Below are 25637 nucleotides of genomic sequence, written 5' to 3'. Positions count from 1 at the left end.
CCCAAAGGACGAGGTGAAGCACCCATGCGTGCACCCAGGCCGAAGGCCGCCATCGCGGCCGTCGCGGTCACGGCGCTGGCCCTTGCCGGCTGCGCCGAGAGCGAGCGCGACGACTCCGGCGATTCCAGTGATGCCACTCTGGTCTTCGGCGTAGCCGGCGACCCGAAGGTCCTCGACCCCAGCTTCGCCAGCGACGGCGAGTCGCTGCGGGTGGCGCGGCAGATCTTCGAGACCCTGGTCCGCCCCGAGGAGGGCGGCACCGCCGTATCGCCCGGTCTGGCAGAGAGCTGGACCCCCGACGAGACCGGCACGGTGTGGACGTTCAAGCTCCGCTCCGACGTCAAGTTCCACGACGGCACCGACTTCAACGCCGAGGCCGTCTGCGTCAACTTCGACCGCTGGTTCAACGCGACCGGGCTGATGCAGAGCCCGGACGTCACCGCCTACTGGCAGGACGTCATGGGCGGCTTCGCCAGCAACGAGAGTGAAGACCTGCCGGAAAGTCTGTTCAAATCATGTACGGCGGTCGACGACACCACCGTCGACCTGGCCTTCACCCGGGTCTCCAGCAAGATCCCGGCCGCGCTGATGCTGCCGTCGTTCTCGATCCACTCGCCGGCCGCGCTGGAGGAGTACAGCGCCAGCGACGTCACCGGCAGCGCTGACGACATCACCTACCCGGCCTACGCGATGGAGCACCCGACCGGCACCGGACCGTTCAGGTTCGACAGCTGGGACATCGCCAACAAGACCCTCACCCTGGTCCGTAACGAGGAGTACGCGGGGGAGAAGGCCAAGGTCAAGAGCCTGATCTTCAAGACGATCTCGGACGAGAACGCCCGCAAGCAGGAGCTGCGTACCGGCGGTATCCAGGGCTACGACCTGGTCGGCCCGGCCGATGTGCAGCCGCTGAAGGACGACGGCTTCAACGTGCTCACCCGCCCGGCGTTCAACGTCCTCTACCTGGCCATGAACCAGCAGGGCAACCCGGCGCTGGCCGACATCCGGGTCCGCCAGGCGATCGCCCACGCACTCAACCGCCAGGCCCTGGTCGACTCGAAGATGCCGCCTGGGGCGGAGGTCGCCACCCAGTTCGTCCCGTCGACGATCGAGGGCTGGAACCCCGATGTCACCACCTACGACTACGATGTAGAAAAGGCCAAGGAGCTGCTGGCCGAGGCCGGTCACTCCGACCTGACCCTGCGGTTCCACTACCCGACCGAGGTCACCCGGCCGTACATGCCGAACCCGAAGGACATCTTCGAGTTGCTCGCCGCCGACCTGCGAGCCGCCGGCATCACCGTGGAGCCCATCCCGCTGAAGTGGTCGCCGGACTACCTCAACGCCACCACCTCGGGCAACGCGCACGACCTGCATCTGCTCGGATGGACCGGTGACTACGGTGACGCGTACAACTTCATCGGTACGTTCTTCGACCGCCCCAAGGACGAGTGGGGCTACGACAACCCGGCGCTGTTCGAGAAGTTCACCGCCGCCGACACCACCGCCGACGCCGAGGCCCGGTACGAGCTCTACCAGGAGCTCAACGCCGACATCATGGAGTTCCTGCCGGGCGTGCCGGTCTCGCACTCGCCACCGGCGATCGTCTTCGCCGAGGACGTGATCGGTGTCCAGGCGAGCCCGCTCACCGACGAGCGGTTCGCCACCGCCGAATTCAAGTCCTGAGCTAGCGAACGGAACGCGGGCGGACGCCCCGCCGCCACCCTGGCCACCAGCCAGGGTGGCGGCGGCGTCCGCTCACGTGACCCTCCACACCCCCTTGCCGAGGCACCGTGTTCCGCTTCATCATCAGACGCCTGCTCCAGCTCGTTCCCGCCCTGTTCGGGCTCTCCCTGCTGTTGTTCATCTGGCTGCACCGCCTGCCCGGCGGTCCGGAAACCGCGATTCTCGGCGAGCGGGGCACCCCCGAGATGCGGGCGGCGATCCGCCGCAATCTCGGCCTGGACGAGCCGATCCTGTTCCAGTACGGCCGCTTCATGAAGCGGCTGCTCCAACTCGACTTGGGCACCTCGATCTCCACCAAGCGCGAGGTCACCACCGAGTTCCTGCAGCGCTTCCCGGGAACCGTGGAACTGACCGTGGCCGCGATGCTGATCGCCATCGGAATCGGCATCCCACTCGGTTACCTGGCCGCCCGCCGGCGTGGCACCCTGATCGACCACGGCTCAGTGGTCGGCTCGCTGATCGGGATCTGCATTCCGGTCTTCTTCCTGGCGTACGTGCTGAAGGCGATCTTCGCCGAGACGTTCGGCTGGTTCCCGTCCAGCGGGCGGCAGGACCCGCGGATCGACGCTACCCGGGTCACCAACTTCTTCGTCCTCGACGGGCTACTGACCAGGGAATGGGACGCATCTCTGGACGCGTTGTGGCACCTGGTGCTGCCCGGCCTGGCACTGGCCAGCATCCCGCTGGCGATCATCGTCCGGATCACCCGGGCCAGCGTGCTGGAGGTCCTCGGCGAGGACTTCGTCCGTACCGCCCAGGCAAAGGGTCTGACCGAGCAGGTGATCCGCCGCCGGCACGTGCTGCGCAACGCGATGTTGCCGGTGGCGACCAGCATCGGCCTGCTCACCGGTGGTCTGCTCTCAGGAGCCGTACTGACCGAGACGGTGTTCGCCTTCGGCGGGATCGGCGCGTTCGTTGCCGACGCGATCAGCCAACGGGACTATCCCGTCCTGCAGGGCTTCATCCTGATCATCGCGTTGGTCTATGTGATGGTGAACCTGGTGGTGGACATCTCGTACACATTCATCGACCCAAGGGTCCGGGTCCGGTGAGCGCGAGGAGTGAGCGAGCGTCAGCGAGCGAGCCCCGCAGTCGCGAGCGGATGGTGGGCCGGGTGAGCGCGAGGAGTGAGCGAGCGTCAGCGAGCGGGTGGGAGGCCCGGCGATGAGCAACGTGTTGAGCCCGGGACGTAAGAAGGAAAAGCTCGATCGGCTCGCCGAGTTGTCGGCCGCGCACGACGACGAGCGCGGCGTCAGTCTGTGGCAGGAGGCGTTCCGCCGGCTGCGGCGTAACCCGGCGGCGATCGTGGGCGCCATCATCCTCGGCATCTTCGTGCTGGTCGCGTTGGTCGGCCCGTTCCTGGTGCCATACGATCCGGTGGCGCAGTTGTGGAAGGACGAGATCCGCGAGTCGCAGGCCTACTATCCCGGTCCGCGGGCGGGGAACTGGTTCGGCGTGGACCATCTCGGCCGTGACGAGTTCAGCCGGATGGTGGTCGGCGCTCGGCAGACGCTCGTGGTGGGCGTGGTGGCGACGCTGATCGGGCTGACCGTGGGCGCGCTCATCGGTGGCATCGCCGGTGCGGCGGCCGGGCTCGGCGGGAAGTGGGGCCGCTGGGTGGACACGGTGCTGATGCGGATCGTGGACATGTTGCTGGCCCTGCCCAGCCTGCTGCTGGCGATCAGCATCGCGGCGCTGCTCGGTGCCAGTCTGACCACCGTCATGGTGGCGGTCGGGGTGGTGTCGGTGCCGATCTTCGCCCGGCTGCTGCGTGGGTCGATGCTCGCCCAGTCCGGCAGCGACTACGTGGTGGCGGCCACTTCGCTGGGGGTACGTCGATCCAAGGTGGCGATCACCCACATCCTGCCCAACTCGCTCGCCCCGGTGATCGTGCAGTCGACCCTCACCCTGGCGACGGCGATCATCGAGGTGGCGGCGCTGTCCTTCCTCGGTCTAGGCAATCCGGACGCGTCGATCCCGGAGTGGGGAGTGATGCTGGCCGACGCTCAGCGCTATCTGGACGCGGCACCCCGGCTGGCGATCCTGCCCGCGCTGGGCATCATCATCACCGCGCTGGGCTTCACCCTGCTGGGTGAGGCCATGCGGGAAGCCCTCGATCCGAAACTGCGGAAGTGACCCATGGCGCTGCTCGACGTTGATGATTTGGCGGTCGCCTTCGCCCGGCGTGGCCAGCGCACGGTGCATGCGGTCGACGGGGTGTCCTTCTCGGTGGACGCCGGTGAGGTGACCGGTCTGGTGGGCGAGTCCGGTTGCGGCAAAAGCGTCACCTCGCTGGCGATCATGGGTCTGTTGCCCGCCGGCAAGGGCGTCGAGGTGCGGGGTAAGGCCGCCTTCGACGGTACGGACCTGCTGCGGCTCGGCCAGCGGGCGATGCGTGACGTCCGGGGCCGCGACGTAGCGATGATCTTTCAAGACCCGCTCTCCTCGTTGAATCCGGTGGTGCCGATCGGGGTGCAGGTCACCGAGGTACTGGTCCGCCACCGGGGGATGCGCGGCGAGGCGGCCCGTGCCGAGGCCGCACACCTGCTCGACCGGGTCGGTATCCCGGATCCGACCCGCCGGCTGAAGGAGTATCCGCATCAGCTCTCCGGTGGCATGCGCCAGCGGGCGTTGATCGCGATGGCGGTCGCCTGCCGGCCCCGGCTGCTGATCGCCGACGAACCGACCACCGCGCTGGACGTGACGATCCAGGCACAGATCCTGGAACTACTCAAGGATCTGGTGCACGAGTCGGGTACCGCCCTGATCATGATCACTCACGATCTGGGAGTGGTGGCCGGCATGTGCGACACGATAAACGTGCTGTACGCCGGGCGGGTGGTCGAAACCGCCCGCCGCCGGCCACTGTTCGCCACTCCACGGCATCCGTACACGGTGGGTCTGCTGGGCTCCATCCCACGGTTGGACTCCGGCCACGGCCGGCGGCTGCAACCGATTCCCGGCTCGGTACGCGACCTGTTGCCGTGGCCGGACGGTTGTGCGTTCGCGCCGCGTTGCGCCCGCCGAGTCGACGCCTGCCTCGGTGGTCCGCCTCATCTACGGCGAGAGCCGACCGGACATGCGTTCCGATGTGTCGATCCGGTGCCGGTGACGCCGGTCCAGGCTGCTGCGGGCAGCGCCGTGCACGACAGCGGGGAGGCCGGCGGTGAGTGAGACCCTGGTCGAGGTCCGGGACCTCAAGGTGCACTTCCCGATCACCCGGGGGGTGGTGTTCGACCGGGTGATCGGCCACGTCAAGGCGGTCGACGGAGTGGACCTGAGGATCGCGCGGGGCGCGACGTACGGTCTGGTCGGTGAGTCCGGCTGCGGCAAGTCGACACTCGGCCGGGCGATCCTGCAGTTGACTCCGCCGACCTCGGGTGAGGTCGTCTTCGACGGGGTCGCCCTCAACCAGTTGCCGTCAGGCAAGTTGCGCAGCATGCGGCAGCGGTTCCAGATGATTTTCCAGGATCCGATGTCCAGCCTGGATCCGCGGCAGAACGTCGAGTCGATCCTCGTCGAAGGACTACAGGCGCACGGGATCGGCACCGGCCGGGACGAGCGACGAAAGATCATCGCCGACGCGCTCGACGCGGTAGGCCTGCCCCGATGGGCGCTGTCGCGCTACCCGCACGAGTTTTCCGGTGGCCAGCGTCAGCGCATCGGAATCGCCCGGGCGCTGGTTTTCAGCCCGGAGCTGATCGTGGCCGACGAGCCGGTCTCCGCCCTGGACGTGTCCATCCAGGCACAGGTGATCAACCTGCTTGACGAACTGCAAACCGAGCGGGGCCTCACCTACCTGGTGATCGCGCACGACCTGGCGGTGGTCCGGCACATCTCCGACACGATCGGGGTGATGTATCTCGGCGCGTTGGTCGAGGAAGCGGCAAGTGACCGCCTCTACCGCGAGCCACTGCATCCGTACACCCGGGCTCTGCTGTCCGCGGTGCCGGTGCCGGATCCCGACGTCGAAGACCGCCGAGAGCGAATCCTGCTGGCCGGGGATCTGCCGTCCCCGGCGAACCCGCCGACCGGCTGCCGGTTCCACACCCGCTGCCCGTGGGCGCAGCCGACCCGCTGCGCCGACGAACGGCCGGCGCTGCGGGAGGTGGACGGTTCCCGGGTGGCCTGCCACTGGGCGGAGCAGATCGCGTCCGGGGCACTGCGCCCGCACGAGGTGACGCCGGAGGTGGTGCATCCGGCGCGGGGCGGGATCGGCCCGGGGGCGGTTTCGGCACCGAGCGAGCCGGAAACCTACGTTTAACGTTTGCGGGCGACCACACCGTACTGCGGAACCTGCGCCGGTGGCTCGCCGGTTGGCCCGGCCTCGGCGCGCCACCGCGAGCACGACACCAGGCCCGGGTCGACCAACTCCAGCCGAGCACAGAAGCGGGCGATCTCGGCACCCGTACGGGCCCGGATCGGCGGGGTGGCGTGCTCGTTCCAGAACGCCATCGCCTCGACGTTGGCTTCGCCGCCGAGTTCCAGCGTGGGGTGGGTGAGCACCAGATAGCTGTCGGCCGGTACGGCGTCCAGCAGTCGGTCAACGATCGCTTGGGCCTGCGTGGTGTCCTCGATGAAGTTCAGGATCCCGAGCAGCATGATCGCGGTGGGCTGTGCGAGGTCCAACGTCCGGGCGGCCCGGGCCAAAATCGCGTCCGGGTCACGGGCATCCGCCTCGATGTAGTCGGTGGCGCCCTCGGCTCTGCTGGTGAGCAGGGCCCGGGCGTGTACCAGGACGAGCGGATCGTTGTCCACGTAGACCACCCGCGATCGCGGTGCGACGACCTGCGCCACCTCGTGGGTGTTGTCGGCCGTGGGCAGGCCGGTACCGATGTCGAGGAACTGACGGATCCCGCATTCCTCGGCCAGGTACCGTACTGCCCGGTGCAGGAACCGGCGGTCCGCCCGCGCCACCTCGCCGATGTGTGGAAACATCGCTCGGATGCGTTCTCCGACCTCGCGGTCGACCGCGAAGTTGTCTTTGCCACCCAGCCAGTAGTCCCAGACCCGCGCGTTGTGGGCGACGGCGGTGTTGAGCCGGGCAGGGCTCGGGCTCGGTTGATCCCCGACGTCCCCATTCTGCGACACAGTGGACTCCTTACCGACGTGGTTGTCGTGCCCGGCAGCCTAGCGACAACCTGGCACGGGTACACATCGGCAACGCTCAGTCCGTGCGCCGGACCGCCGGACCGCCGGACCGCCGGTCAGCCGTCCGGGCGGTGCAGCAGACCGACGGCGACAGCGTGTACGGCGTCCAGGTCGGCCGGGTCGGCGAGGCGTGCCCGACCGCCGGTGACCACGTACCACTCGTCGGCCTCCTGGTACTGCACACGCAGGGTGACCTCGCCGGCGGTGAGTTCGGTGCGTAGGGTCAGCGGCCCGGTCACCACCCCGACCTCGTCGGTCATCACCCCGCCCGGCCCGGGGACGATGTCCTGGACCAGGCTGCGCTGTGCCGTGTCGTCCACTCGCTGCCTCCCGTCTCGGCAGGTCTCGCCTGGTTGTGTCGGCGGCATGGGCGGGCGTGGCGTCACGGGCAGGTGGCCAGCATGTCGCCCAGCGCCGACCTCTCCTCGGTGGTCACCGTCAGCTCCCAGTAGTGTTTCACCGTGATCCAGTCCTGCGCGTACGTGCACCAGTAGTCCCGGTTCGGAGGCTGCCACTGGGCCGGGTCCTGGTCCCCTTTTGCCCGGTTGGAGGAGGCTGAAACCGCGAACAGCTGCGGGCGGTCCAGATCGTTGGCGAACTCCCTGCGCCGGTCGTCATCCCAGCCGTCGGCACCGGAACGCCAGGCGTTGGCCAGCGGCACCATGTGGTCGATGTCGAGCTCGCGCGGATCGGTGAAGGCCCGCCCGTCGTACGCGCTGAGCCACTGCCCGCCGACGACGTTGCAGCCGTCCACTTCGATCCCGGTGCCGTCGCGCTCCAGAACGGTGTCTCGTACGTCACAGTTGTCGCCGGTGCGGCTCCAGTGCGGAAAGCGGTCCCGGCTGTACCCGCTCATGCTGCCGGGTTCGGCCACCGCCAGCTGGTCGAGCAGCGCGGCGGCATCGCCCGCTGATCCGCCGCCCGGCGTACCGGAGGGCGGATCAGCGGTCGGCGAGGTGATTTCGATGTCGACGGCCTCGCAACCGGCGACAGCGGCCAGGGCCAGCACGGCTGCGGCGGCTGCGGCGGCGCGGCGCCAGCGGTCGCGGACGGTGCGGTGCTGGTGGTCGCGCTGAATGTTCTGCACCCGTCCAGCTTGCTGGTCCGCGCCGCACCGCGCCAGTCGACAGGCCCGGTCAGCGCCCGGTCAGCTGGCGGTGGTCGGGCCGGTCCGCCGGCCGCGGTTGACCGCGCTGGTCACCGCCTTGACCGAAGCGGTGACGATGTTGGAGTCCAGGCCGACCCCCCACACCGTACGGTCACCGACTTCGCACTCGACGTACGCCGCCGCCTGAGCGTCGCCACCGGCGGACAGCGCGTGCTCGTGGTAGTCGAGCACCCGCACGCCGACGTTGACCGTCTGTAGCGCGTTGACGTACGCGTCGATCGGCCCGTTGCCCACCGAGTTCAGCGTGTGCCGGGTCCCCCCGACCTCGACGGTCGCGGTCGCCTCCACCTTGCCGTCGACGGTCGCGGTGGAGTATGACCGCAGCACCACCGCTGGATCGGTCTGCCTGCCGGCGAGGTACTCGGCAGCGAAGATCTCCCACATCCGGCGTGGCTCGATCTCGCCGCCCTCGTTGTCGGTGAACGCCTGCACCACGCCGGAGAACTCGATCTGCAGTCGGCGGGGCAGCTCCAGGTTGTGTTCCTGGCGCATCACGTACGCCACGCCGCCTTTGCCGGACTGGGAGTTGACCCGGATCACGGCCTCGTAGGTGCGGCCTACGTCGCGCGGGTCGATCGGCAGGTAGGGCACCCCCCACTTATGGTCGTCGACGGCGACCCCGGCGGCGGTGGCGTCGGCAGCCAGCGCGTCGAAGCCCTTGTTGATGGCGTCCTGGTGGGAGCCGGAGAACGCCGTGTAGACGAGGTCCCCGGCGTACGGGTGCCGTTCGTGCACCGGCAGCTGGTTGCAGTACTCCACGGTCCGCTTGATCTCGTCGATCCCGGTGAAATCGATCTGTGGATCGACGCCCTGGCTGAACAGGTTCAGTCCCAGCGTGACCAGGTCCACGTTGCCGGTGCGTTCGCCGTTGCCGAACAGGCATCCCTCGACCCGGTCCGCGCCGGCCAGCATGCCCAGTTCGGCGGCGGCGACCGCGGTGCCGCGATCGTTGTGCGGGTGCAGCGACAGCACCACGCTCTGCCGGCGGGGCAGCCGGCGGTGCATCCACTCGATGGAGTCGGCGTACACGTTCGGGGTGGCCATCTCCACCGTGGCCGGCAGGTTGATGATCAGCGGCCGGTCCGGAGTAGGCGAGATCACGTCGATGACCGCACCGCATACCTCCAGGGCGTATTCCAGCTCGGTGCCGGTGTACGACTCGGGCGAATACTCGTAGAAGATGTCCGTGTCCGGGGTGTGGATCTCGGCGTACTTCTGGCACAGCCGCGCACCGGTGGTGGCGATGTCGGTGATTCCGGCCTTGTCCAGGCCGAAGACGACCCGTCGCTGCAGTACCGAGGTGGAGTTGTAGAAGTGGACGATCGCCCGTCGGGCACCGCGCAGCGACTCGAAGGTCCGGTCGATCAGATGCTCCCGGCACTGGGTCAGCACCTGGATGGTGACGTCGTCGGGGATCAGGTCCTGCTCGACCAGTTGCCGGACGAATTCGTAGTCGGCCTGGCTGGCCGCCGGGAAACCGACCTCGATCTCCTTGTAGCCCATCTGCACCAGCAGCTGGAACATGCGGCGTTTGCGTTCCGGGGACATCGGATCGATCAGTGCCTGGTTGCCGTCGCGCAGATCGACCGCACACCAACGCGGGGCCTGCTCGATCCGTCGACCCGGCCACTGCCGGTCCGGCAGGTCAACGGTGAACTGCTGATGGTAGGGCTGGTACCGCCGGTACGGCATGTGGCTCGGCCGCTGACGGGCGATCGGATCTGGGCCGGCTGGTTGTGACATAGTGCGCACTCCGCAAAATTTAGGACGGATCAGAACCTGCGTCGCAGGCGCGGTTCCGTAAGGATGGCGGCCTGGCTGGCCTCGATGGTGCTGACGCTGAACGGTGCTGGCACTCAAGTGGTGCCGACCTGGGCAGCGCGGCTAGCTGGCTCGCGCTGTGGCCACGGCAGATGTCAAGGCGGCGCGGATCAACTCCGCGACGAGGTGCCGGCCTGAGGGGCCTCGTCGCGGCAGCGAAGGAGCAGCGCATGCCACATGACAGAGCCACGATAGTGGTCGTGATGGCGGGATTCAACCCAGTACGAGATCGGCGACCGGCTGGCGGCGGCGTAGCCGTATCTCGGCCGCGCGTAGGTCGAGCGGCAGCAACTCGGGCTCGCCGGCATGTCCGACCGCCGCCACGACCCGCGGGGTGACGCCGCCGGGCAGGTCCAGGTCGGCCCGCAGCCCGGGTTCGTCGATGTCGGTGACCTGCCGCACGTGCAGGCCGAGTGCGGTGGCCTGCACGGTGAGCTGCGCCACCGCCTGACCGAGGTCGTAGTCGGCGTACGGCAGCGCTTCGCCGAACCGTCCCTGACTTAGCCGGGCGGCGACGATCAACAGCGCCGGCCGGCCGGCCCAGCGCTGGTCGGCGGCGGTGAGGTTGGTCAGGATCCGCTTGTGGGTCTCGTCGTCGCGCCGGCCGATGACGAACCGCCAGGGCTGCGAGTCCGCCGCCGACGGGGCCCACCGCGCCGCGTCGAGCAACGAGTCGAGTTCGTGTTCGTCGACGTGTCGGGTGTTCGAGAAGGCCCGGGGGCTCCACCGGTCCGCAAGCAGGTAGTGCAAGTCGGCCATAGGTGAAGTGTGCCGTACCGGACATCAGACGCGACCGGTGGGATCACCCGATGTATCGGACAGGGCGCATACCGTGAAGATCGTTCACTCGCTGGTCGGTGCGGCCGGAGGGCCGCCGGTCCGCATCGCGGCTCCGGCCGTCACCGGTCCCGGCAGTGTGATCGACTGCGGCGCCGCCCCGGGCGTGCCGGCCAGGACCAGCCCGCCGACCGCGAGCCGAGCGGCGGTCAGCGTGCCGTCGGCCCGGTAGCAGTAGATGCCGACGTCCAGTGGCGGCTGCAGCGAGGCGGTGGTCGACTCGACCGAGAAGCAGGTGCCGTCCGCGCCGGCCAGCGGGTCGGCGACCGACACCGCCAGCGGCGCCCGCCGGTCGGTCAGCACGGACAGCCAGTCGGTGAACAGATGCTGTAGCCGCGGGTCGACCGCCGGGTCGACGTCGACGTCGGGGTCGCCCAGCCGTACGCACGACGGCGCCGCCGGTTGCTGTGCCGACGCGAGCCGGCACTGGAAGAGGCCGTCGGCGTTGCCGGCCATGGCGATGTCGACGGCGCCGGCGAGCGCGCCACCGGGGATGTCCACCCGCCAACTGCCGTCGGTCGCGGTGACAACCGTCACGGTGCGGTCCACCCGGTCCGTCGTACTCAGCGTGTAGAGCGTGGTGGCGTGCAGGTCGCTCGCGGTGGCGGCGGCCGCCGCCAGCTGCATCCGCGCGTCGACCGGCACGGTGCCGACCGCTGCCGTGGGCGTCGCCGCACCCGGGTCGGTACCGCTGGCCTGCGATGTCGGCGTGGGCGTCGACCCGTCCGTCACCGGATCGGGTGACCCGCAACCCGCCACGGACAGGGTGATGAACGCCACGCAGAGCAGTACGGCAGGTGACGTCCGGAACGGCGCAACGGGTCGGCAACGCATCGGGCCATTCTCCGTACCCGTAACGGTTTTGCGGCCCCGCCGGGCACGGACACGCCGATTTCCGCCACCGCCCACGGTGTCGACTGCGGACTTACGTCATCGAGCGCGGGCCGCACTGCCCGACCCGCCGTCGGGGCGACCGGGATCAACGGCTACCCGCAGTAACCAGATAGGCCGGATCGTGGGAACGGCTGTCTACCGCGTCCGCCCACGCCGGTACCCTGATGGGGCTCATCGCGCCGCGATGGGGCTCATCGCGCCGCCGGCGTGCACCGGCGGCGTCGGCATGCCGGCCTACCCTGTCCGGCCGGCATCGCGCCGACACGTGACAGAGCACGTGGTAGGAGCGGAGCCGGGTACGGGTGAAAGGAGTGGACCGCCGTGGCACTGGTGGTGCAGAAGTACGGCGGATCCTCGGTCGCCGACGCCGAACGCATCAAGCGTGTCGCCGAGCGGATCGTCGCGGCCCGCAAGTCCGGTGACGACGTCGTCGCGGTCGTCTCCGCCATGGGCGACACCACCGACGAGCTGCTCGATCTCGCCGGCCAGATCAGCCCGCTGCCGCCAGGCCGCGAGCTGGACATGCTGCTCACCTCCGGCGAACGAATCTCCATGGCGCTGCTCGCGATGGCCATCCACAACCTGGGTTACGAGGCCCGGTCCTACACCGGTTCACAGGCCGGGGTGCTGACCACCTCCGCGCACGGCAAGGCCCGCATCATCGACGTGACACCGGGCCGACTGCAGATCGCTCTGGACGAGGGGGCGATCGCGATCGTGGCCGGTTTCCAGGGCGTGTCGCAGGACACGAAGGACATCACCACGCTCGGCCGGGGCGGCTCGGACACCACCGCGGTGGCGCTCGCCGCCGCGCTGCGGGCCGACGTGTGCGAGATCTACACCGACGTGGACGGGGTGTTCACCGCGGACCCGCGGATCGTGCCCAACGCCCGGCACATCAGGCAGATCACCTACGAGGAGATGCTGGAGCTGGCCGCCTGCGGGGCGAAGGTGCTGCATCTGCGCAGTGTCGAGTACGCCCGCCGGGCCGACCTGCCGATCCACGTCCGCTCGTCGTACTCGACCAACACCGGCACCCTGGTCACCGGATCGATGGAGGATCTTTCCGTGGAGCAAGCACTCATCACCGGAGTCGCCCACGACCGGAGCGAGGCGAAGATCACCATTGTCGGTGTGCCCGACGAGCCGGGAGCGGCGGCCCGGATCTTCGAAACGGTGGCCAACGCCGAGACGAACATCGACATGATCGTGCAGAACGTCTCGACCGAGGGCACCGGCCGCACCGACATCTCGTTCACCTTGCCGAAGGCGGACGGCCCGACCGCGATGGCCGCGCTCGGCAAGGTGCAGGAGCGAATCGCCTTTCGCAGCCTGCTCTACGACGACCACGTCGGCAAGGTTTCGCTGATCGGCGCCGGCATGCGCTCGCACCCAGGGGTCGCGGCCAGCTTCTTCGCCGCCCTGGCCGAGGCTGGCGTCAACATCGAGATGATCTCCACGTCGGAGATCCGGGTCTCGGTCGTGTGCCGGGACGCCGATCTGGACGTGGCGGTACGCGCGGTGCACGCGGCCTTCGACCTCGGCGGCACCGAGGAGGCGGTGGTCTACGCGGGCACCGGGCGGTGACGCCCCGTGCCTGACCCCAAGGCACGCCCGCTGCCCACCCTCGCGGTGTTCGGCGCGACCGGAGTGGTCGGCACCGTCATGTGTGAGCTGCTCACCTCCCGGGCCAACGTCTGGGGGGAGATCAAGCTGCTGGCCTCGCCCCGCTCGGCCGGCAAGCTGGCCCGTTGCCGGGGTGAGGACCTGACCGTCCAGGCCGTCGGACCGGACGCTTTCGACGGCGTCGACGTCGCCATGTTCGACGTACCTGACGAGGTGTCGCGGCAGTGGGCGCCGGTCGCGGTCGCCGCCGGCGCGGTCGTCGTCGACAACTCCAGCGCGTTCCGGATGGACCGGGACGTGCCGCTGGTGGTCCCTGAGATCAACGCCGGGCAGGTCCGGTACCGGCCCCGTGGCATCGTCGCCAATGCCAACTGCACCGTGCTGGCAATGATCATGGCGATCGCTCCGCTGCATCACGAGTACGGCCTGCGGGAACTGGTCCTGGCCAGCTATCAGTCGGTCTCCAGCGTCGGCCGGTTCGGAGTCGACCTGCTGCACAACCAGCTCACCCGGGTAGCCAGTGACCGCACCCTCGGCTCCCGGCCCGGCGACGTACGTCGGGCGGTCGGCGACGAGCTCGGCCCGTTCCCGGCCCCGCTGGTGCTCAACGTCGTGCCGTTCACCGGGGAACTGGCCGGGGCGGGCTGGTCGACAGAGGAGCTGAAGCTGCGTGACGAGTCGCGCAAGATCCTCGGCCTGCCGGACCTGAAGGTCTCGGCCACCTGTGTACGCGTGCCGGTGGTGACCGGGCACTCGGTAGCCGTACACGCGGTCTTCGGCAGCGAGGTGACCGCCGAGCGGGCGCGCGAGGTGCTGCGTAACGCTCCCAGCGTGATCGTGGTCGACGAACCCGGCAACGCCGAGTTCCCGATGCCGATCGACGCCGTCGGCACCGAACCCACCTGGGTCGGCCGGGTCCGCCGGGCGATGGACGACCCGCGCGCCATCGACTTCTTCGTCACCGGCGACAACCTGCGCAAAGGCGCGGCGCTCAACACCATCCAGATCGCCGAACTCATCGCCCGTGGTCCGCGGTAGCCGCCGTACCCCCCGCCGGTGACGTCGACGTGGCGACCAGCCGGAACTCGCAGCTGTAGCGGCGGCCGCGCGCATCGACCAGCCACAGCTGGTCCGGTGCCGGCAGCATCTCGGAGACAACCAGCCGGGGCTCGGCACCGTTGCCCGCGCCGCCCGCCCTGCGGGCCAACCGGGCCAACACCTCCGCCGATGCCAGGCTGGTCAGGTCCACGTGCACCGGCTTGGCCTCGCCGCTGGCCCGGACGAACACGTGCCGGGGCAGGCCGAGCCGGGTGGCCCAGCGGCGCAGCGCGAGGAAACGCCGAGCTTCGTCCGGCTCGTCGGCGAAGCCGACGACCGTCGGCTCCCGGGCCGGCACCGTCCACGACTCGCGGTTGACCACCAGCCGGTCGATGCTGACCCGTGGCTGGTGGGCGGCGGGCGCAAGCAACCGGAAGTGCGGCATCAGGCTGCCGGCGATCAGATCCGCCACCACCTCTGTCAGGTCGAACTCGGCGCCGTCGCAGCGGCGGCGGACCCGCAGGTCGTCGCCGCGCCGGACCACCACGCACCGGCCGAGCAGCACATCCCACCGCGGATCGGCGTCACAGGTGTCCACCGCCAGCACGAATCGGCGCTGGCCGGCGCTACGCAGCCGGGGCGAGAACCGGGTGGCGCTGCCACCCTGCTCACCGGTGGCGCCCACCCGGATCACCCCGTCCGGTAGGTCGGCGGCGAACGCCGTCGCCAACTCCTGCGGGGCGGGATGGCAGTCGACCCAACTCGCGTACCGCATCGTGTGATACCCAGGGTGAATTTCACCCAGCACCCAGTCGGCCCGCCCGGCGGCGACCGCGTCGACGTCCGGTGCGGCGATCATCAGGTCGGGGCTGTGATGCACCGCTGCCGGCCAGCCCGGCCCGGTGGCGGCGAAGGCGCTGGCCACGCCGGGTGCCAACTCGGCGGCGGTACGCCGGACCCGGCGCACGGCGGGCTCGGCCGCGAGCAACTTGCCCCAGCGCTGCTGCAGGACCCGGGTCAGCGGGTCGACCACCCGCTGTGGAGCGGTGATCAGCAGGTCCCGGCTGGCCAGCCAGAACTCGATGAACGGCAGTTCCGGGCCGGGTTGCTCGTCGGACTGTCGGCCGGGCCGGCCGGTCAGCTCGGTGAAAATCTCGCCCAGAGCCCGGCGGTACAGCGCCGCGCCGGCGGCGGTGAACCATCGGGCGCTGTCGAGCACGAGGGCGAGCGGCGCCCGCAGCGGCTCCAGCGCGGCGGGACCGAGGGCCACCGAGTCGGGCTGGCGGCATTCCTCGAACACCAGCGTCCGCCCGGCGTACAGCTCGCCCGGTCGGCGGGTCGCGCCGGACCCGGTCAGCTTGGTGAAAGTGTCCGCCAGCTCGGTGCCGGCCCGCCGGACCGCCTCCGCGTCGCCACGCGCCGCGGCCACCGCACCGACCGCGGCCGACAACTCGTCGATCCGGCCGAGTGCGTCGTTCCGCACCGGCACAGCATCCACCTGTCGGACCAGTGCCCGCAGGGCGGCCAGCCCGTCGAGGTCGTCGGCCGGCACCTCGAGCGTCCACTCGATCCGTCCGTCGCGGTGCAGCCGGTCGAGCGCGGCCCACAGCGGTCGCCGGTCGCCGGTCGGCTTCGCCACCGCAACCACGTCACGGGCACTGCGGCCGGGCCGCAGTGCGTCGAGTACGGCGGCTTCCGCGGCATCCAGCGGCACCGGTTCGCCCGGCGGCGGATGTAGCATGCCGCCCGCCACGTCGAACTGCGGCAACAGCCGGGGGACGAGCCAGGGCCGCAACGGTTCGGCGAGCGCCCGGCCGAGCGCGGCGACCGCCCACCCTTCCAGGTAGAGCGCACGTGCGCCGCGCGTGCCGTCGTCGGTGCGGACGATCGGTGCGGTCTGCCGCAGGTCGATCCGGCCCCAGCGCAGTGGTCCGAAGAATCCGATGGTGTCGTTCTTGGCGCAGTAGCGGTGCAGGTAACTGGTGACCAGCGCCTCGGTCCGGCGGTGCCGGCCGGTGCGTGCGACGACCCGCGGATCCCGACGCAGCAGGGTGTCGAAGCCACTGGTGAGTGCCGCCGGGTTCTGCCACGACACGGCCTCCCGTACCCGGGGATCGGCGGCGGCCCGGTGCAGCGCCACGCTCACCGCCCGCCCGGCGGTCCGCACCCGGTCGAGGTAACCGTCCTGGCCCGCCGTGTCAGGAGCCACGTTGAGCTGATCGGCGAGCACGGCGAGTTGCGGATCGGCCAGCTCGTCCAGCAGCTCGAACGGGAATCCGGCGGCTCGTAGGCAGAACCAACGCCACACGCCCCAATCGGACGTCAGTGCGACGAGGTGACCGGTGGCGGGCTGCTCATCCGGCCGCTCAGCGGGGGGCGGCTCAGCAGCTGATCGCCGTGCCTGATCCCGCATGCCAACCAGTGACTCCCGCATCCGGACTTACCGGGACGGGGCGCCCGGCGGTGATCAGCCTAGCGGTTCGGCCGGGCGCGCAATCGCCACGAATCGTGCCGCCGTCCGCTGCGGACAACACGCCGACCGGCCTGACACCCGCCGGATCCGCTGCCCAGGGAACTCACCGGCCACTGTGTCCGACGCAAGTGGGCGGTCAGATCCGCCTATCGGGGCGATATCCCTGGCCATACGCACTTCTTGAAACGAGAAACGCCCTGATCAGCATCACTGCTGGTCAGGGCGTCGTCCCTGTCGGGGTGGCCGGATTTGAACCGACGACCTCTTCGTCCCGAACGAAGCGCGCTACCAAGCTGCGCCACACCCCGAGGCATGCTGGGCAATACTAGCCCACCTGCCGCCCGGGGCAAATTCGGTATCCCCCCGTCCCGCGTGGCGCACGCCGCGCGGCGGAGCCCACTCAGCGGGAGATCAATGTGAGCAGGCTCGCCTCTGGTGGACAGGCGAACCGGACCGGTGCCGTGGGGTGGGTGCCGAGGCCGGCGGAGACGTGCAGCCACGAGTCGGTGCCTGGCCAGCGGTGCAGGCCCTTGGCCATCGAGCGGGGCAGCTCGCAGTTGGTCACCAGGGCACCGACGAACGGCACGCAGACCTGCCCGCCGTGAGTGTGCCCGGCGAGCAGCAGATCGAGCCCGTCGGCGGCCATCTCGTCGAGCACCCGGGGCTCGGGGGAGTGGGTCAGCCCGAGGCTGAGATCCGCGTCGGCGACCGGGGCACCGGCGACCGTCGCGTAGTCGTCGCGTTCGATGTGCGGATCGTCCACGCCGGCCGCGTCGATCAGCCGGCCACCGGCCTTGAACGTGGCGCGCCGGTTGTTCAGATCGTGCCAGCCCGCTCCGACCAGCACCTCCCGCAGCTCCTCGAACGGCAGGTCGGTGCCGGGCTGGTACTCCCGTTCCGGCAGCAGGTAGCTGAACGGGTTCTTCCAGATCGGGCCGGTGTAGTCGTTGGAACCGAACACGAACGCGCCGGGCAGGTCGAGCAGCGGCTGCAGGGCACGCAAGGCGCCTGGTACGGCCTCCGGGTGGGCCAGGTTGTCCCCGGTGACCACGACCAGATCCGGGTCCAGTCCGGCCAGCGCCGCCACCCAGCCCTGCTTGCGCCGCTGCTCCGGCATCATGTGCAGGTCGGACAGGTGCAGGATGCGCAGCGGCTCCGAGTCCGGCGCGAGCACCGGTACGTCGAACCGGCGCAGGGTGAACATGTTGCGCTCGATGAGCGAGGCGTACGCCAAGGTGGCCGCGCCGAGTGCGGCGGTGCCGGCGGCGAGCCGGAATACGGTGCGCTTTCGCATGCCGCCCAGGGTAGTTTGACGATCCATGAGTTCCGTGAAGGACCGCCTGACCGCTGACATGCGGGCCGCGTTGAAGGCCCGTGACGAGCTGACCACCTCCACCCTGCGGATGGCGCTGGCTGCGATCGGCAACGCCGAGGTCGCCGGCAAGGCCAAACGCGCGCTGTCCGACGATGAGGTGCTGGCCGTGTTGACCAAGGAGGCGAAGAAGCGCCGCGAGGCGGCGACGGCGTTCGCCGAGGCCGGTCGGGTGGACCAGGCGGCGAAAGAGCGCGCCGAGGGCGAGGTGCTGGACCGTTACCTGCCGCGTCAGCTCGACGACGCCGCGCTGACCAAGATCGTATCTCGGACGCTGATCGAGGGCGGGTTCACCGGCAAGGGCCAGATGGGTCCGGCGATGAAGGCGGTCCAGGCTGCGGTGGCCGGGCAGGCCGAGGGCGGGCGGGTCGCCGCCGAGGTACGGCGCCAGCTCGGCATCTGATCCCACACCCGTGACATGACATCGCCCGCAGGTCTCCGGCTCCGCGCCGGGACCGCCTCATCGTGGATCTCTCGGGTCAGTCGCCGTCGTCGCCGTCGCCGCCTGGGTTGCCACCGTTGCCTGGGCGACCCGGGGTCCCCCCGTCGCCGGGGCCCCCGTCGCCGGGCGACTCGTCCGGGCTTGGCTGGGCACCCTGACCATTGCTGACCTTGATGATCACCACGCCGCCCTTGATGGTCCGCCCGCTGGGCGTGGTGCCGGCGGCGGTGCCGGCCGGGCAGGCCGAGGTGATCGGGCCGGAGCGGTCGACCTCGACCTGGAAGCCGGCACCGCTGAGCCGGGACCGGGCGTTGTCGATCGACTGGCACTCCACCCCAGGGATCGAGCGTTGCTCGCCGCGGACCAGCTTGCCGCTGGGCGGGGTGAACTGCTTTTTCTCCTTGCCCTTCATCCCGTCCCGCAGCGTTTCGTAGACCGCCGGGTTGACAATGTAGTGCTTCATCGCGACGTTGGTGTCGGCCCAGTCGGGGTCGGCCAGGATACCGGCGACGGCGAGCTGCTTGGTGGTGACCGCCAGCGAGGCGGTCTTCTCGCCGTCGGTGGTGCCGGTCTTGCCGGCCACCGGGTGACCGACCACCGACCGCACGATGCCGGCGGTGCGACCGGTGCACCGCGAGGTCGACGAGTTGTCGCCGACCGGGCAGCGGGCGGCGTCGATCGCTGCCCGGGCCACCTCGACCGAGACCGCCTGCTTGCACTGCGGGCTGGCGATGTCCAGGCTGTTGCCGTCGGCGTCGCGGATCTCCTGTACCGGCAGCGGTGTGCAGTACTTGCCGTCCGCGGCGAGGGTGGCGTACGCGTTGGCCAGCTCCAGCGGGGTGGTGGCCGAGACGCCGAGGGTGAAGGCGCCCCACTGGTTGGCGCCCTCCGGATCGGCGGCGAAGCGGGCGTCGTTGGCGGCGCGGAAGGTGATGCCGAGCCGCTGCGCCACGTCGATCGCGTTGGCCGCGCCAACCTGCTCCTGCAGCGGCACGAAGTACGTGTTGACCGAGCCGCCGAACGCGCTCCACATGTTGTGCACGCCGTTCATGCTGGGGCTGGCGTTGCGTGGGCAGTACTTGTTGGTGCCCGGACAGGCTGCCGGGCTGCCCTGCTCGACGATGTACTTCGACTGGTACGGGCTCTTCGCGTTGATGGTGTACTCCAGCGGGTAGCCCTTTTCCAGCGCTGCCACCATCGTGAACATCTTGAACGTCGAGCCGGCCTGGTACCCGGTGATGTCACCGCCGCCGCTGAGCAGCGGGTTGGTGGTGTTCGGATAGGTGCCCCGGATGCCCTTCTTGGCCTTGGCCGGATCGGTGGAGACCTTGTTCTGCGGGTTGTCCGGATCGTCGAGCTTGAAGTTGCGGTTGACCGCCATGCCGCGTACGTACCCGGTGCCCGGCTCGATCGCCGCGACCATCAGCGCGTTCTTGCTGCCGGTCTTGAGCGCCCGCTCGACGGCCTTCTTGGCCCCCTCCTGGGTCTGCACGTCGAGGCTGGTGACGATGTGGTAACCGCCGCTCTTCAGCCGCCGCTCCCGGTCGTAGGTGGTGGCGCCGAAGGTCTCCTGTTCCATCCACCAGCGGTAGAAGAAGTCGCAGAAGAAGCCCCAGTGGTTCTTGTTGGCCGCGACGCAGCCGTTCGGTGCCCGCTTGCCCTTGACGACGAGTTCGACCGCCTTGGCCTCGTCCGCCTCCTGCTGGGTGATCGCGCCGGTCTTGACCATGTTGTCGATCACGTAGTTGCGCCGGTCCACCGCCATCGGGTAGCCGCCCGGTGTGGTCGGGTCGAACGCGGTGGGTGCCTTGACCAGGCCGGCGAGCATGGCGGCCTCGTCGATGGTCAGGTCGGCCGGCTGCTTGCCGAAGTAGACCTGGCTGGCGGCGAAGACGCCGTACGCCCCGTTGCCGAACGGCGCGATGTTGAGGTAGCGCTCCAGGATCTCGTCCTTGGACATCTCCTTGGTGAGCTGCATCGCGTACTTCATCTCGCGCAGCTTGCGGGCGCTGGTGTCCTCGGTCGCGGCGATGACGTCCTCGGGGTGGTTCGCCGAGTAGGCGATGGCCAGCCGGACGTACTGCATGGTCAGCGTCGAGGCGCCCTGCTGGGTCTGGCCGGCGTTCTGGTTGGCGACGAACGCCCGGGCGACGCCTTTGACGTCGACGCCGTTGTGCGAGTAGAAGTTGTGGTCCTCGGCGGCGACGATCGCCGCCTGCATGATCGGCGAGACGTCCGCCAGGGGCACGTCCCGGCGGTTCTCGTCGTACATCGCGGCGAGCATCGTCTTGCCGTCGGAGGCGTAGAGGTAGCTGATCTGGGGCGCCCGCTTGACGGTCAGCTCGGTCGGCAGCTTGTCGAAGGTTTCCGCTCCGGCCTTGGCCGCCAGACCAGACATCGCCACCGCCGGGAAAGCCGCTGCGGCGACCACGACGCCGGCCAGCAATCCGCAGATCAGCAGCGATGCGGCGTTGGTCAGGAGGTTGTGGTCTCGCTTGCGCATCCAGCTCACCCCGCCAGGGTACGCGAGGGACTTGTGAGGTCGCTGGTCGCGTACTCGTGCATTTCCTACCGTCGTCGGCCTCGTTGTGCTAAACGCAGACACCCGTCCCGCGGTTGTGGTCTCCAGCGTCCGCTTTCCTCCGGGGAGGGCAGACGGCGGTGGTGTTTCACCGTTTCCGCCTCGGGTATCCCTGCCCGGCGGTGCGCCCGACAAGAGAGTTGTGTCCGGATAAACGGATTTCGTCAATAACGTTGCGTAATCATCCGACTGCAGATGATGATGGTCGGCGAGGATCGTATGGCGTTGCGCCACAGGGGGAAAGTGGCGCGGTCGCCCAGGCTTGCCGACTGACTCCACCGGTCGGAAGCGGATTTGCTAGGGGGACGTGGAACGATGGGCATGATCGCTGATTGGCCCAGTCTGGCGGCATGCCAGACCGGAGACCCGGATGCACTCTTCGTGCAGGGTGCCGAGCAGAACGTGGCCAAGCGCATCTGCCGGGGCTGCCCGGTGCGGTACGAGTGCCTGGCCGACGCGCTCGACAACCGTATCGAGTTCGGGGTCTGGGGTGGGATGACCGAACGCGAACGACGGGCCCTGCTCCGCCGGCACCCGCAGGTGCCGAGCTGGCGGAAGATGTTCGAAGCGGCGATGCGCGAGCGCGAAAAGGTTCTCGTCACCTCGAAATGACCCGCGGTCGTCGGCTGCGGCCGGGACCATCCGGGTGCCGGCCCGCGACGACCGGTCAGTCCACCTGACTCATCGCCTGTCCGATGGTCCGCAGCCCGTCGACGTCGTGCACGTCGGCGGGCTGCGCACGGACTGCGGCAACCGGCACCTGCGGGAACGCCTCGGTGAACAGCTGGGCCACCTGGCGCTCCCGGGCGGCCTGCTGGGCCACCGCCGCATGCACCCGCAACGCCTCGGCCGTCGCGCCGTGCCCGCCGTCGGCATCGAGCCGACCGGCGGCGGCCAGGGCGTGCTCCGCGGACAGCTGCGGGGCCACCGGCCGGTGCACCCGGTTCAGCACCAGGCCGGCCAGCGGCATCCGCTCCTCGCCGAGCCGGCCGGCGAAGTAGGCGGCCTCCCGCACCGCGTCCGGCTCCGGCGCCGCGACGAGCAGGAATGCCGTCTCGTCGGCCTGCAGGATCCGGTACGTCTGTTCGGCACGCTGGCGGAACCCGCCGAAGGTCGAGTCGAGCGCGGCCACGAACCCGGACAGGTCACTGAGCAACTGGGCGCCCAGGACCTTCTGCACCGCCCGGGAGAACATCCCGAACGAGGCCGTGACCAGGCTGAACATGCTCCGCCCGCCCGCCCTGGCCGGCGCCAGCAACAGCCGGAGCATCCGGCCGTCCAGGAAGCGGGACAGCCGGGCCGGCGCGTCCAGGAAATCCAGCGCCGACCGTGACGGCGGAGTGTCCACCACGATCAGGTCCCACTCGCCACCGGCGTGCAGCTGGCCGAGCTTCTCCATCGCCATGTACTCCTGCGTCCCGGCGAAGGTCGAGCTCATTGCCTGGTAGAACGGGTTGGCGAAGATGTCGGCGGCCTTCTGCGCGTCGGTGTGGGTGAGCACCACCTCGTCGAAGGTCCGCTTCATGTCCAGCATCATGGCGTGCAGTTCCCCGCCGCTGCCGACCGCGTCGATCCCCTTGACCTGCCGGGGAGTGTTGTCCAACTCGGTCAGACCCAGCGACTGGGCGAGTCGTCGGGCCGGGTCGATGGTGAGCACCACGGTGCGGCGGCCGTGCCGCTCGGCGGCCCGCAGCGCCAGCGCTGCGGCGGTGGTGGTCTTGCCTACCCCGCCGGCGCCGCAGCAGACCACGGTCCGTACGCCCGGATCGGCCAGGATCCGGTCGACGTCCAGTGGTGGCGCTGCGTGATCAGGAGGCACCTGTCGAGCGTATCGGTGCCGGAGCACGATCCGCTGATCAAGTGACTGTGAGGTCTGTCCAGGTGCCAGCCGCAGCCTGCCGGCCGTCAGCCGGCCGGCGCCCTGTTGGTGCGCAGCGCGCCGGCGAGCAGGTCCAGCCCGTCGCGGGTGACGCCGTCGGGCAGCAGCGGCAGCCGTACGATCGGCCGGCCCAGCTCCACCAGATCCGCCTGCAGCGACTCCTCCAACGCCCGGCGCGTCAGATGCTCCTGCGTCTCGGTCCGAAGCCCGGCCACCAGAGCACGGTCGGCCGGCAGCCCGGCGGCAGCCAGGCCACGCCGCAGTTCGGCCTGGCTGACCGGACCGGAGCCCAGCAGCGGTGTCTGGGTCGCGTTGACGATCACGTTGCCGACCGGGATGCCCAGGCCGGCCAGTTCACCCACCGCGTCGAGAGTTTCCTGGACCGGCATCTCCTCCAGCAGGGTCACCACGTGCACCGCGGTGATCGGCGAGCGCAGCAGGGCGGCCACCCCCTCGCTCTGCGTCTTGATCGGCCCGACCTTGGCCAGCCGGGCGGTCTCTGCCGTGACGTTGAGAAACCGTCCGATCCGCCCGGTCGGCGGTGCGTCCAGCACCACCGCGTCATAGACCCGGCGCCGGTCCACCATCCGGGTGGTGGCCTCCTTGACCTTGCCGGTGAGTAGGACGTCCCGCAGACCGGGAGCGATGGTGGTGGCGAAGTCGATCGCCCCGAACCGGCGTAGCGCCCGGCCGGCCACGCCGAGCTTGTAGAACATGTCGAGATACTCCAGCAGTGCTTCCTCCGGATCCACCGCCAGCGCCCGGACCTCACCCCCTGCGGGCGATGCGGCGATGCGGCGTTCCTGGTACGGCAGTGGCTCGATGCCGAACAACTGGGCGATGCCCTGGCGTCCCTCGACCTCGGCGAGCAGGGTGCGTTGACCGACGCCGGCCAGCGCCAGCGCCAGCGCCGCGGCGACGGTGGTCTTGCCGGTGCCGCCCTTGCCGGTCACCACGTGCAGCCGGGACGGCCAGCCCGGGCCGGGCGATCCAGGTGTGTGTTCGGTAGCCGTCACGTCCAACCAGACTAGTCAGTCCGGCTCAGTCGACGTCACAGACGAACCAGCCCGACTTGCGGACCACCACGAAGGTGAGATCCTGCTCGGCGCTGCGCTCGTCCTCGGTGACCATGCGTACGGTGACTGAGACGACAGCGCGTTCGTCGTCCTGCTCGTCGACCGTCGGCACGTTCCACTCGAACTCGGGATTGCGGTACGTCGACGAGTAGCCCTCGATCTCCTCGACCTTCTCGATCAACGCGGTCTCGTCCCGGGCCTCGCGGCACACCAGATCGGCGGCTGCGGCCACGTCCCGGTTGGTGTAGATCGCCTGAAGGAACTCGTCGACCGCGGTCACCGGCTCGCCGGCGCCGGTGCCCGTCTCCAGATTGTTGATCACGAGGAACGCGGAGATGCCACCGCCGCCGCACAGCAGCAGGACCACCCCGAGCACCAGCGAGGTGATCAGCAAGCCGCGTCGCTTGCCGGTTGCCGGCCCGGGCTCCGGGGCCGAGCCGGGCAGCGGCTGGCCTGGCGGGAAGGGTTGGCCCGGTGAGAAAGGTTGGCCGGGTGTGACGGGTTGGCCCGGCGCTGAGGTCTGGCCCGGCGGCGGGAAGTGCGGTGCGGCTGGGAACTCTGGTGCGGCTGGGAACTGCGGTGCGGCTGGGAACCGCGGTGTGGCCGGCCCTGGCTGCTGGTCGTCCGGCTGCTGAGCACTGCCGCTCGGCGGTTGCGTCATCCTCGTCCCCAGGCTCGTCGTTGGCGGACCGTAGCCGTCCCCCGACGGTCAGGGTAGCGGGCCGGCGCCCCCGCCTCACCGTCCCGCCCAGGGCCGTAGGCTGTGCCGGTAGCCAACCCGAATCTAGGAGCCGTACCGCGATGCAGAAATGGGAGTACGCCACCGTACCGTTGCTGGTGCATGCCACCAAGCAGATCCTCGACAACTGGGGTGACGACGGCTGGGAGCTGGTGGCGGTAGTGCCCGGTCCCAACCCGGACCAGCTCGTGGCGTACCTCAAGCGGCCGAAGTCATGAGCGGCTCAGCCCGCGCCCGGCTGGCCGATCTCGGGCTCACGTTGCCGTCGGTGGTCCCACCGGTGGCCGCCTACGTGCCTGCGGTGCGTTCTGGCCGGTACGTCTACGTCTCCGGACAGCTACCGATGGTCGACGGTGCGTTGGCCGCGGTCGGCAAGCTCGGTGCTGAGGTCTCCGCCGACGAGGGCAAGTCGCTTGCCCGGCGGTGCGCGCTCAACGCCTTGGCCGCGATTGATCAACTGGTCGGTATGGACGCGGTGACCAGGGTGGTCAAGGTGACCGGATTCGTGGCCTCCGCACCTGGCTTCACCGGCCAGCCCGGAGTGCTCAACGGCGCGTCCGAACTGTTCGGGGAGGTGTTCGGCGAAGCGGGCCGGCACGCGCGCAGCGCGGTGGGCGTCGCCGAGTTGCCGTTGGGCGCCCCGGTCGAGGTGGAAGTCGTCGTCGAGGTCGCCTGACGAGCGGCGAGGGCGACCGGTCGTCCGGACCAGGCCGCCACGTGTGGGTCCCGGCCGGCGACCACCGGCCGGGGCGACCTGAAGATGTCTCGGCGATGTCACGGCGCGGTCGTACGAT

23 protein-coding genes and 1 tRNA gene are annotated in these 25637 nt (G+C 69.8%); 11 read left to right on the top strand and 13 right to left on the bottom strand.

Features of this window, described 5'->3' with window-relative positions; genetic code table 11:
• The first annotated feature begins 24 nt into the window (after positions 1-24).
• From ACN27F_RS15850 to ACN27F_RS15830, 5 genes are all read left to right on the top strand, one after another.
• Positions 25-1686, top strand: coding sequence for an ABC transporter substrate-binding protein (locus ACN27F_RS15850; protein ID WP_421434299.1), 1662 nt, complete (start codon positions 25-27; stop codon positions 1684-1686).
• 107 nt (positions 1687-1793) lie between these two features.
• Positions 1794-2798, top strand: a complete 1005-nt coding sequence (locus ACN27F_RS15845; RefSeq protein ID WP_421434298.1) for an ABC transporter permease — start codon at positions 1794-1796, stop codon at positions 2796-2798.
• Positions 2799-2910: 112 nt separating this feature from the next.
• Positions 2911-3882, top strand: coding sequence for an ABC transporter permease (locus tag ACN27F_RS15840; RefSeq protein ID WP_421434297.1), 972 nt, complete (start codon positions 2911-2913; stop codon positions 3880-3882).
• Between the two features lie 3 nt (positions 3883-3885).
• Positions 3886-4920 (top strand): ABC transporter ATP-binding protein, encoded by a 1035-nt coding sequence (locus tag ACN27F_RS15835; RefSeq protein WP_421434296.1) that lies wholly within the window; start codon positions 3886-3888, stop codon positions 4918-4920.
• Entirely contained in the window at positions 4913-6010 is a 1098-nt protein-coding gene (locus tag ACN27F_RS15830; protein ID WP_421434295.1) for an ABC transporter ATP-binding protein, read from the top strand. Before ACN27F_RS15835 ends, ACN27F_RS15830 begins: the two co-directional genes overlap by 8 nt.
• Here the strand turns inward: ACN27F_RS15830 and ACN27F_RS15825 are convergent.
• The 6 genes from ACN27F_RS15825 to ACN27F_RS15800 form a co-directional block, all read right to left on the bottom strand.
• The gene (locus ACN27F_RS15825; RefSeq protein WP_421434294.1) at positions 6007-6837 is read right to left on the bottom strand and encodes an SAM-dependent methyltransferase; all 831 of its coding nucleotides are present in this window, start codon (positions 6835-6837) and stop codon (positions 6007-6009) included. The two genes, ACN27F_RS15830 and ACN27F_RS15825, sit on opposite strands and share 4 nt — an antisense overlap.
• A gap of 116 nt (positions 6838-6953) precedes the next feature.
• On the bottom strand, positions 6954-7388 hold the full coding sequence (locus ACN27F_RS15820; RefSeq protein WP_421440240.1) for a hypothetical protein: 435 nt from the start codon (positions 7386-7388) through the stop codon (positions 6954-6956).
• On the bottom strand, positions 7280-7984 hold the full coding sequence (locus ACN27F_RS15815; protein ID WP_421434293.1) for an HNH endonuclease family protein: 705 nt from the start codon (positions 7982-7984) through the stop codon (positions 7280-7282). Before ACN27F_RS15815 ends, ACN27F_RS15820 begins: the two co-directional genes overlap by 109 nt.
• 60 nt (positions 7985-8044) lie before the next feature.
• Complete coding sequence (gene leuA / locus ACN27F_RS15810; protein WP_421434292.1) at positions 8045-9808, bottom strand: 2-isopropylmalate synthase; 1764 nt, start codon at positions 9806-9808, stop codon at positions 8045-8047.
• A 291-nt stretch (positions 9809-10099) separates the two neighbouring features.
• On the bottom strand, positions 10100-10645 hold the full coding sequence (locus ACN27F_RS15805; protein ID WP_421434291.1) for a nitroreductase family protein: 546 nt from the start codon (positions 10643-10645) through the stop codon (positions 10100-10102).
• An 84-nt stretch (positions 10646-10729) separates the two neighbouring features.
• A complete protein-coding gene (locus ACN27F_RS15800) occupies positions 10730-11557 on the bottom strand; it encodes a hypothetical protein (RefSeq protein ID WP_421434290.1) in 828 nt (275 codons plus the stop codon).
• A 381-nt stretch (positions 11558-11938) separates the two neighbouring features.
• On the opposite strand from ACN27F_RS15800, the gene ACN27F_RS15795 reads away from it, so the two are divergent.
• Together ACN27F_RS15795 and ACN27F_RS15790 are read left to right on the top strand one after the other, a co-directional pair.
• Positions 11939-13204: an aspartate kinase gene (locus tag ACN27F_RS15795; protein ID WP_421434289.1), complete on the top strand. Its 1266-nt coding sequence runs from the start codon at positions 11939-11941 to the stop codon at positions 13202-13204.
• Positions 13205-13210: 6 nt separating this feature from the next.
• Positions 13211-14281, top strand: a complete 1071-nt coding sequence (locus tag ACN27F_RS15790) for an aspartate-semialdehyde dehydrogenase (RefSeq protein ID WP_421434288.1) — start codon at positions 13211-13213, stop codon at positions 14279-14281.
• Here ACN27F_RS15790 and ACN27F_RS15785 read toward each other — a convergent pair.
• From ACN27F_RS15785 to ACN27F_RS15775, 3 genes are all read right to left on the bottom strand, one after another.
• The gene (locus ACN27F_RS15785; RefSeq protein ID WP_421434287.1) at positions 14259-16589 is read right to left on the bottom strand and encodes a lantibiotic dehydratase; all 2331 of its coding nucleotides are present in this window, start codon (positions 16587-16589) and stop codon (positions 14259-14261) included. The two genes, ACN27F_RS15790 and ACN27F_RS15785, sit on opposite strands and share 23 nt — an antisense overlap.
• A 399-nt stretch (positions 16590-16988) precedes the next feature.
• Positions 16989-17062: transfer RNA gene (locus tag ACN27F_RS15780), tRNA-Pro, on the bottom strand.
• A 92-nt stretch (positions 17063-17154) separates the two neighbouring features.
• Positions 17155-18048, bottom strand: coding sequence for a metallophosphoesterase (locus ACN27F_RS15775; RefSeq protein WP_421434286.1), 894 nt, complete (start codon positions 18046-18048; stop codon positions 17155-17157).
• Positions 18049-18073: 25 nt separating this feature from the next.
• Here ACN27F_RS15775 and ACN27F_RS15770 point away from each other — a divergent pair, with 25 nt between their 5' ends.
• Positions 18074-18529, top strand: a complete 456-nt coding sequence (locus ACN27F_RS15770; RefSeq protein ID WP_421434285.1) for a GatB/YqeY domain-containing protein — start codon at positions 18074-18076, stop codon at positions 18527-18529.
• A gap of 76 nt (positions 18530-18605) precedes the next feature.
• On the opposite strand, the gene ACN27F_RS15765 is transcribed toward ACN27F_RS15770, so the two are convergent.
• Positions 18606-21071 (bottom strand): transglycosylase domain-containing protein, encoded by a 2466-nt coding sequence (locus tag ACN27F_RS15765; RefSeq protein ID WP_421434284.1) that lies wholly within the window; start codon positions 21069-21071, stop codon positions 18606-18608.
• Between the two features lie 393 nt (positions 21072-21464).
• Between ACN27F_RS15765 and ACN27F_RS15760 the strand changes: the two genes are divergently transcribed.
• The gene (locus ACN27F_RS15760) at positions 21465-21761 is read left to right on the top strand and encodes a WhiB family transcriptional regulator (RefSeq protein ID WP_421434283.1); all 297 of its coding nucleotides are present in this window, start codon (positions 21465-21467) and stop codon (positions 21759-21761) included.
• 55 nt (positions 21762-21816) lie between these two features.
• Here ACN27F_RS15760 and ACN27F_RS15755 read toward each other — a convergent pair whose 3' ends face one another.
• The 3 genes from ACN27F_RS15755 to ACN27F_RS15745 form a co-directional block, all read right to left on the bottom strand.
• Positions 21817-22968: an ArsA family ATPase gene (locus tag ACN27F_RS15755; protein WP_421434282.1), complete on the bottom strand. Its 1152-nt coding sequence runs from the start codon at positions 22966-22968 to the stop codon at positions 21817-21819.
• A gap of 86 nt (positions 22969-23054) precedes the next feature.
• Positions 23055-24044, bottom strand: a complete 990-nt coding sequence (locus ACN27F_RS15750; protein ID WP_421434281.1) for an ArsA-related P-loop ATPase — start codon at positions 24042-24044, stop codon at positions 23055-23057.
• A gap of 25 nt (positions 24045-24069) precedes the next feature.
• On the bottom strand, positions 24070-24498 hold the full coding sequence (locus ACN27F_RS15745; RefSeq protein ID WP_421434280.1) for a hypothetical protein: 429 nt from the start codon (positions 24496-24498) through the stop codon (positions 24070-24072).
• 407 nt (positions 24499-24905) lie between these two features.
• On the opposite strand from ACN27F_RS15745, the gene ACN27F_RS15740 reads away from it, so the two are divergent.
• The gene (locus tag ACN27F_RS15740; protein ID WP_421434279.1) at positions 24906-25061 is read left to right on the top strand and encodes a hypothetical protein; all 156 of its coding nucleotides are present in this window, start codon (positions 24906-24908) and stop codon (positions 25059-25061) included.
• Positions 25058-25519 (top strand): RidA family protein, encoded by a 462-nt coding sequence (locus ACN27F_RS15735; protein ID WP_421434278.1) that lies wholly within the window; start codon positions 25058-25060, stop codon positions 25517-25519. Before ACN27F_RS15740 ends, ACN27F_RS15735 begins: the two co-directional genes overlap by 4 nt.
• Positions 25520-25637 lie beyond the last annotated feature (118 nt).

This window comes from Solwaraspora sp. WMMB335, from assembly GCF_049179075.1.
In the GTDB taxonomy this organism is placed as follows: domain Bacteria; phylum Actinomycetota; class Actinomycetes; order Mycobacteriales; family Micromonosporaceae; genus Micromonospora_E.
This window is presented reverse-complemented; position numbering and strand designations above follow the sequence as displayed.

Excerpts from the sequence above, each read along its gene's own strand:
- ACN27F_RS15850 (WP_421434299.1), top strand. The coding sequence starts at position 25 with ATGCGTGCACCCAGGCCGAAGGCCGCCATCGCGGCCGTCGCGGTCACG.
- ACN27F_RS15840 (WP_421434297.1), top strand. The coding sequence starts at position 2,911 with ATGAGCAACGTGTTGAGCCCGGGACGTAAGAAGGAAAAGCTCGATCGG.
- ACN27F_RS15835 (WP_421434296.1), top strand. The coding sequence starts at position 3,886 with ATGGCGCTGCTCGACGTTGATGATTTGGCGGTCGCCTTCGCCCGGCGT.
- leuA (WP_421434292.1), bottom strand. The coding sequence starts at position 9,808 with ATGTCACAACCAGCCGGCCCAGATCCGATCGCCCGTCAGCGGCCGAGC.
- ACN27F_RS15805 (WP_421434291.1), bottom strand. The coding sequence starts at position 10,645 with ATGGCCGACTTGCACTACCTGCTTGCGGACCGGTGGAGCCCCCGGGCC.
- ACN27F_RS15800 (WP_421434290.1), bottom strand. The coding sequence starts at position 11,557 with ATGCGTTGCCGACCCGTTGCGCCGTTCCGGACGTCACCTGCCGTACTG.
- ACN27F_RS15775 (WP_421434286.1), bottom strand. The coding sequence starts at position 18,048 with ATGCGAAAGCGCACCGTATTCCGGCTCGCCGCCGGCACCGCCGCACTC.
- ACN27F_RS15770 (WP_421434285.1), top strand. The coding sequence starts at position 18,074 with ATGAGTTCCGTGAAGGACCGCCTGACCGCTGACATGCGGGCCGCGTTG.
- ACN27F_RS15765 (WP_421434284.1), bottom strand. The coding sequence starts at position 21,071 with ATGCGCAAGCGAGACCACAACCTCCTGACCAACGCCGCATCGCTGCTG.
- ACN27F_RS15760 (WP_421434283.1), top strand. The coding sequence starts at position 21,465 with ATGGGCATGATCGCTGATTGGCCCAGTCTGGCGGCATGCCAGACCGGA.
- ACN27F_RS15740 (WP_421434279.1), top strand. The coding sequence starts at position 24,906 with ATGCAGAAATGGGAGTACGCCACCGTACCGTTGCTGGTGCATGCCACC.
- ACN27F_RS15735 (WP_421434278.1), top strand. The coding sequence starts at position 25,058 with ATGAGCGGCTCAGCCCGCGCCCGGCTGGCCGATCTCGGGCTCACGTTG.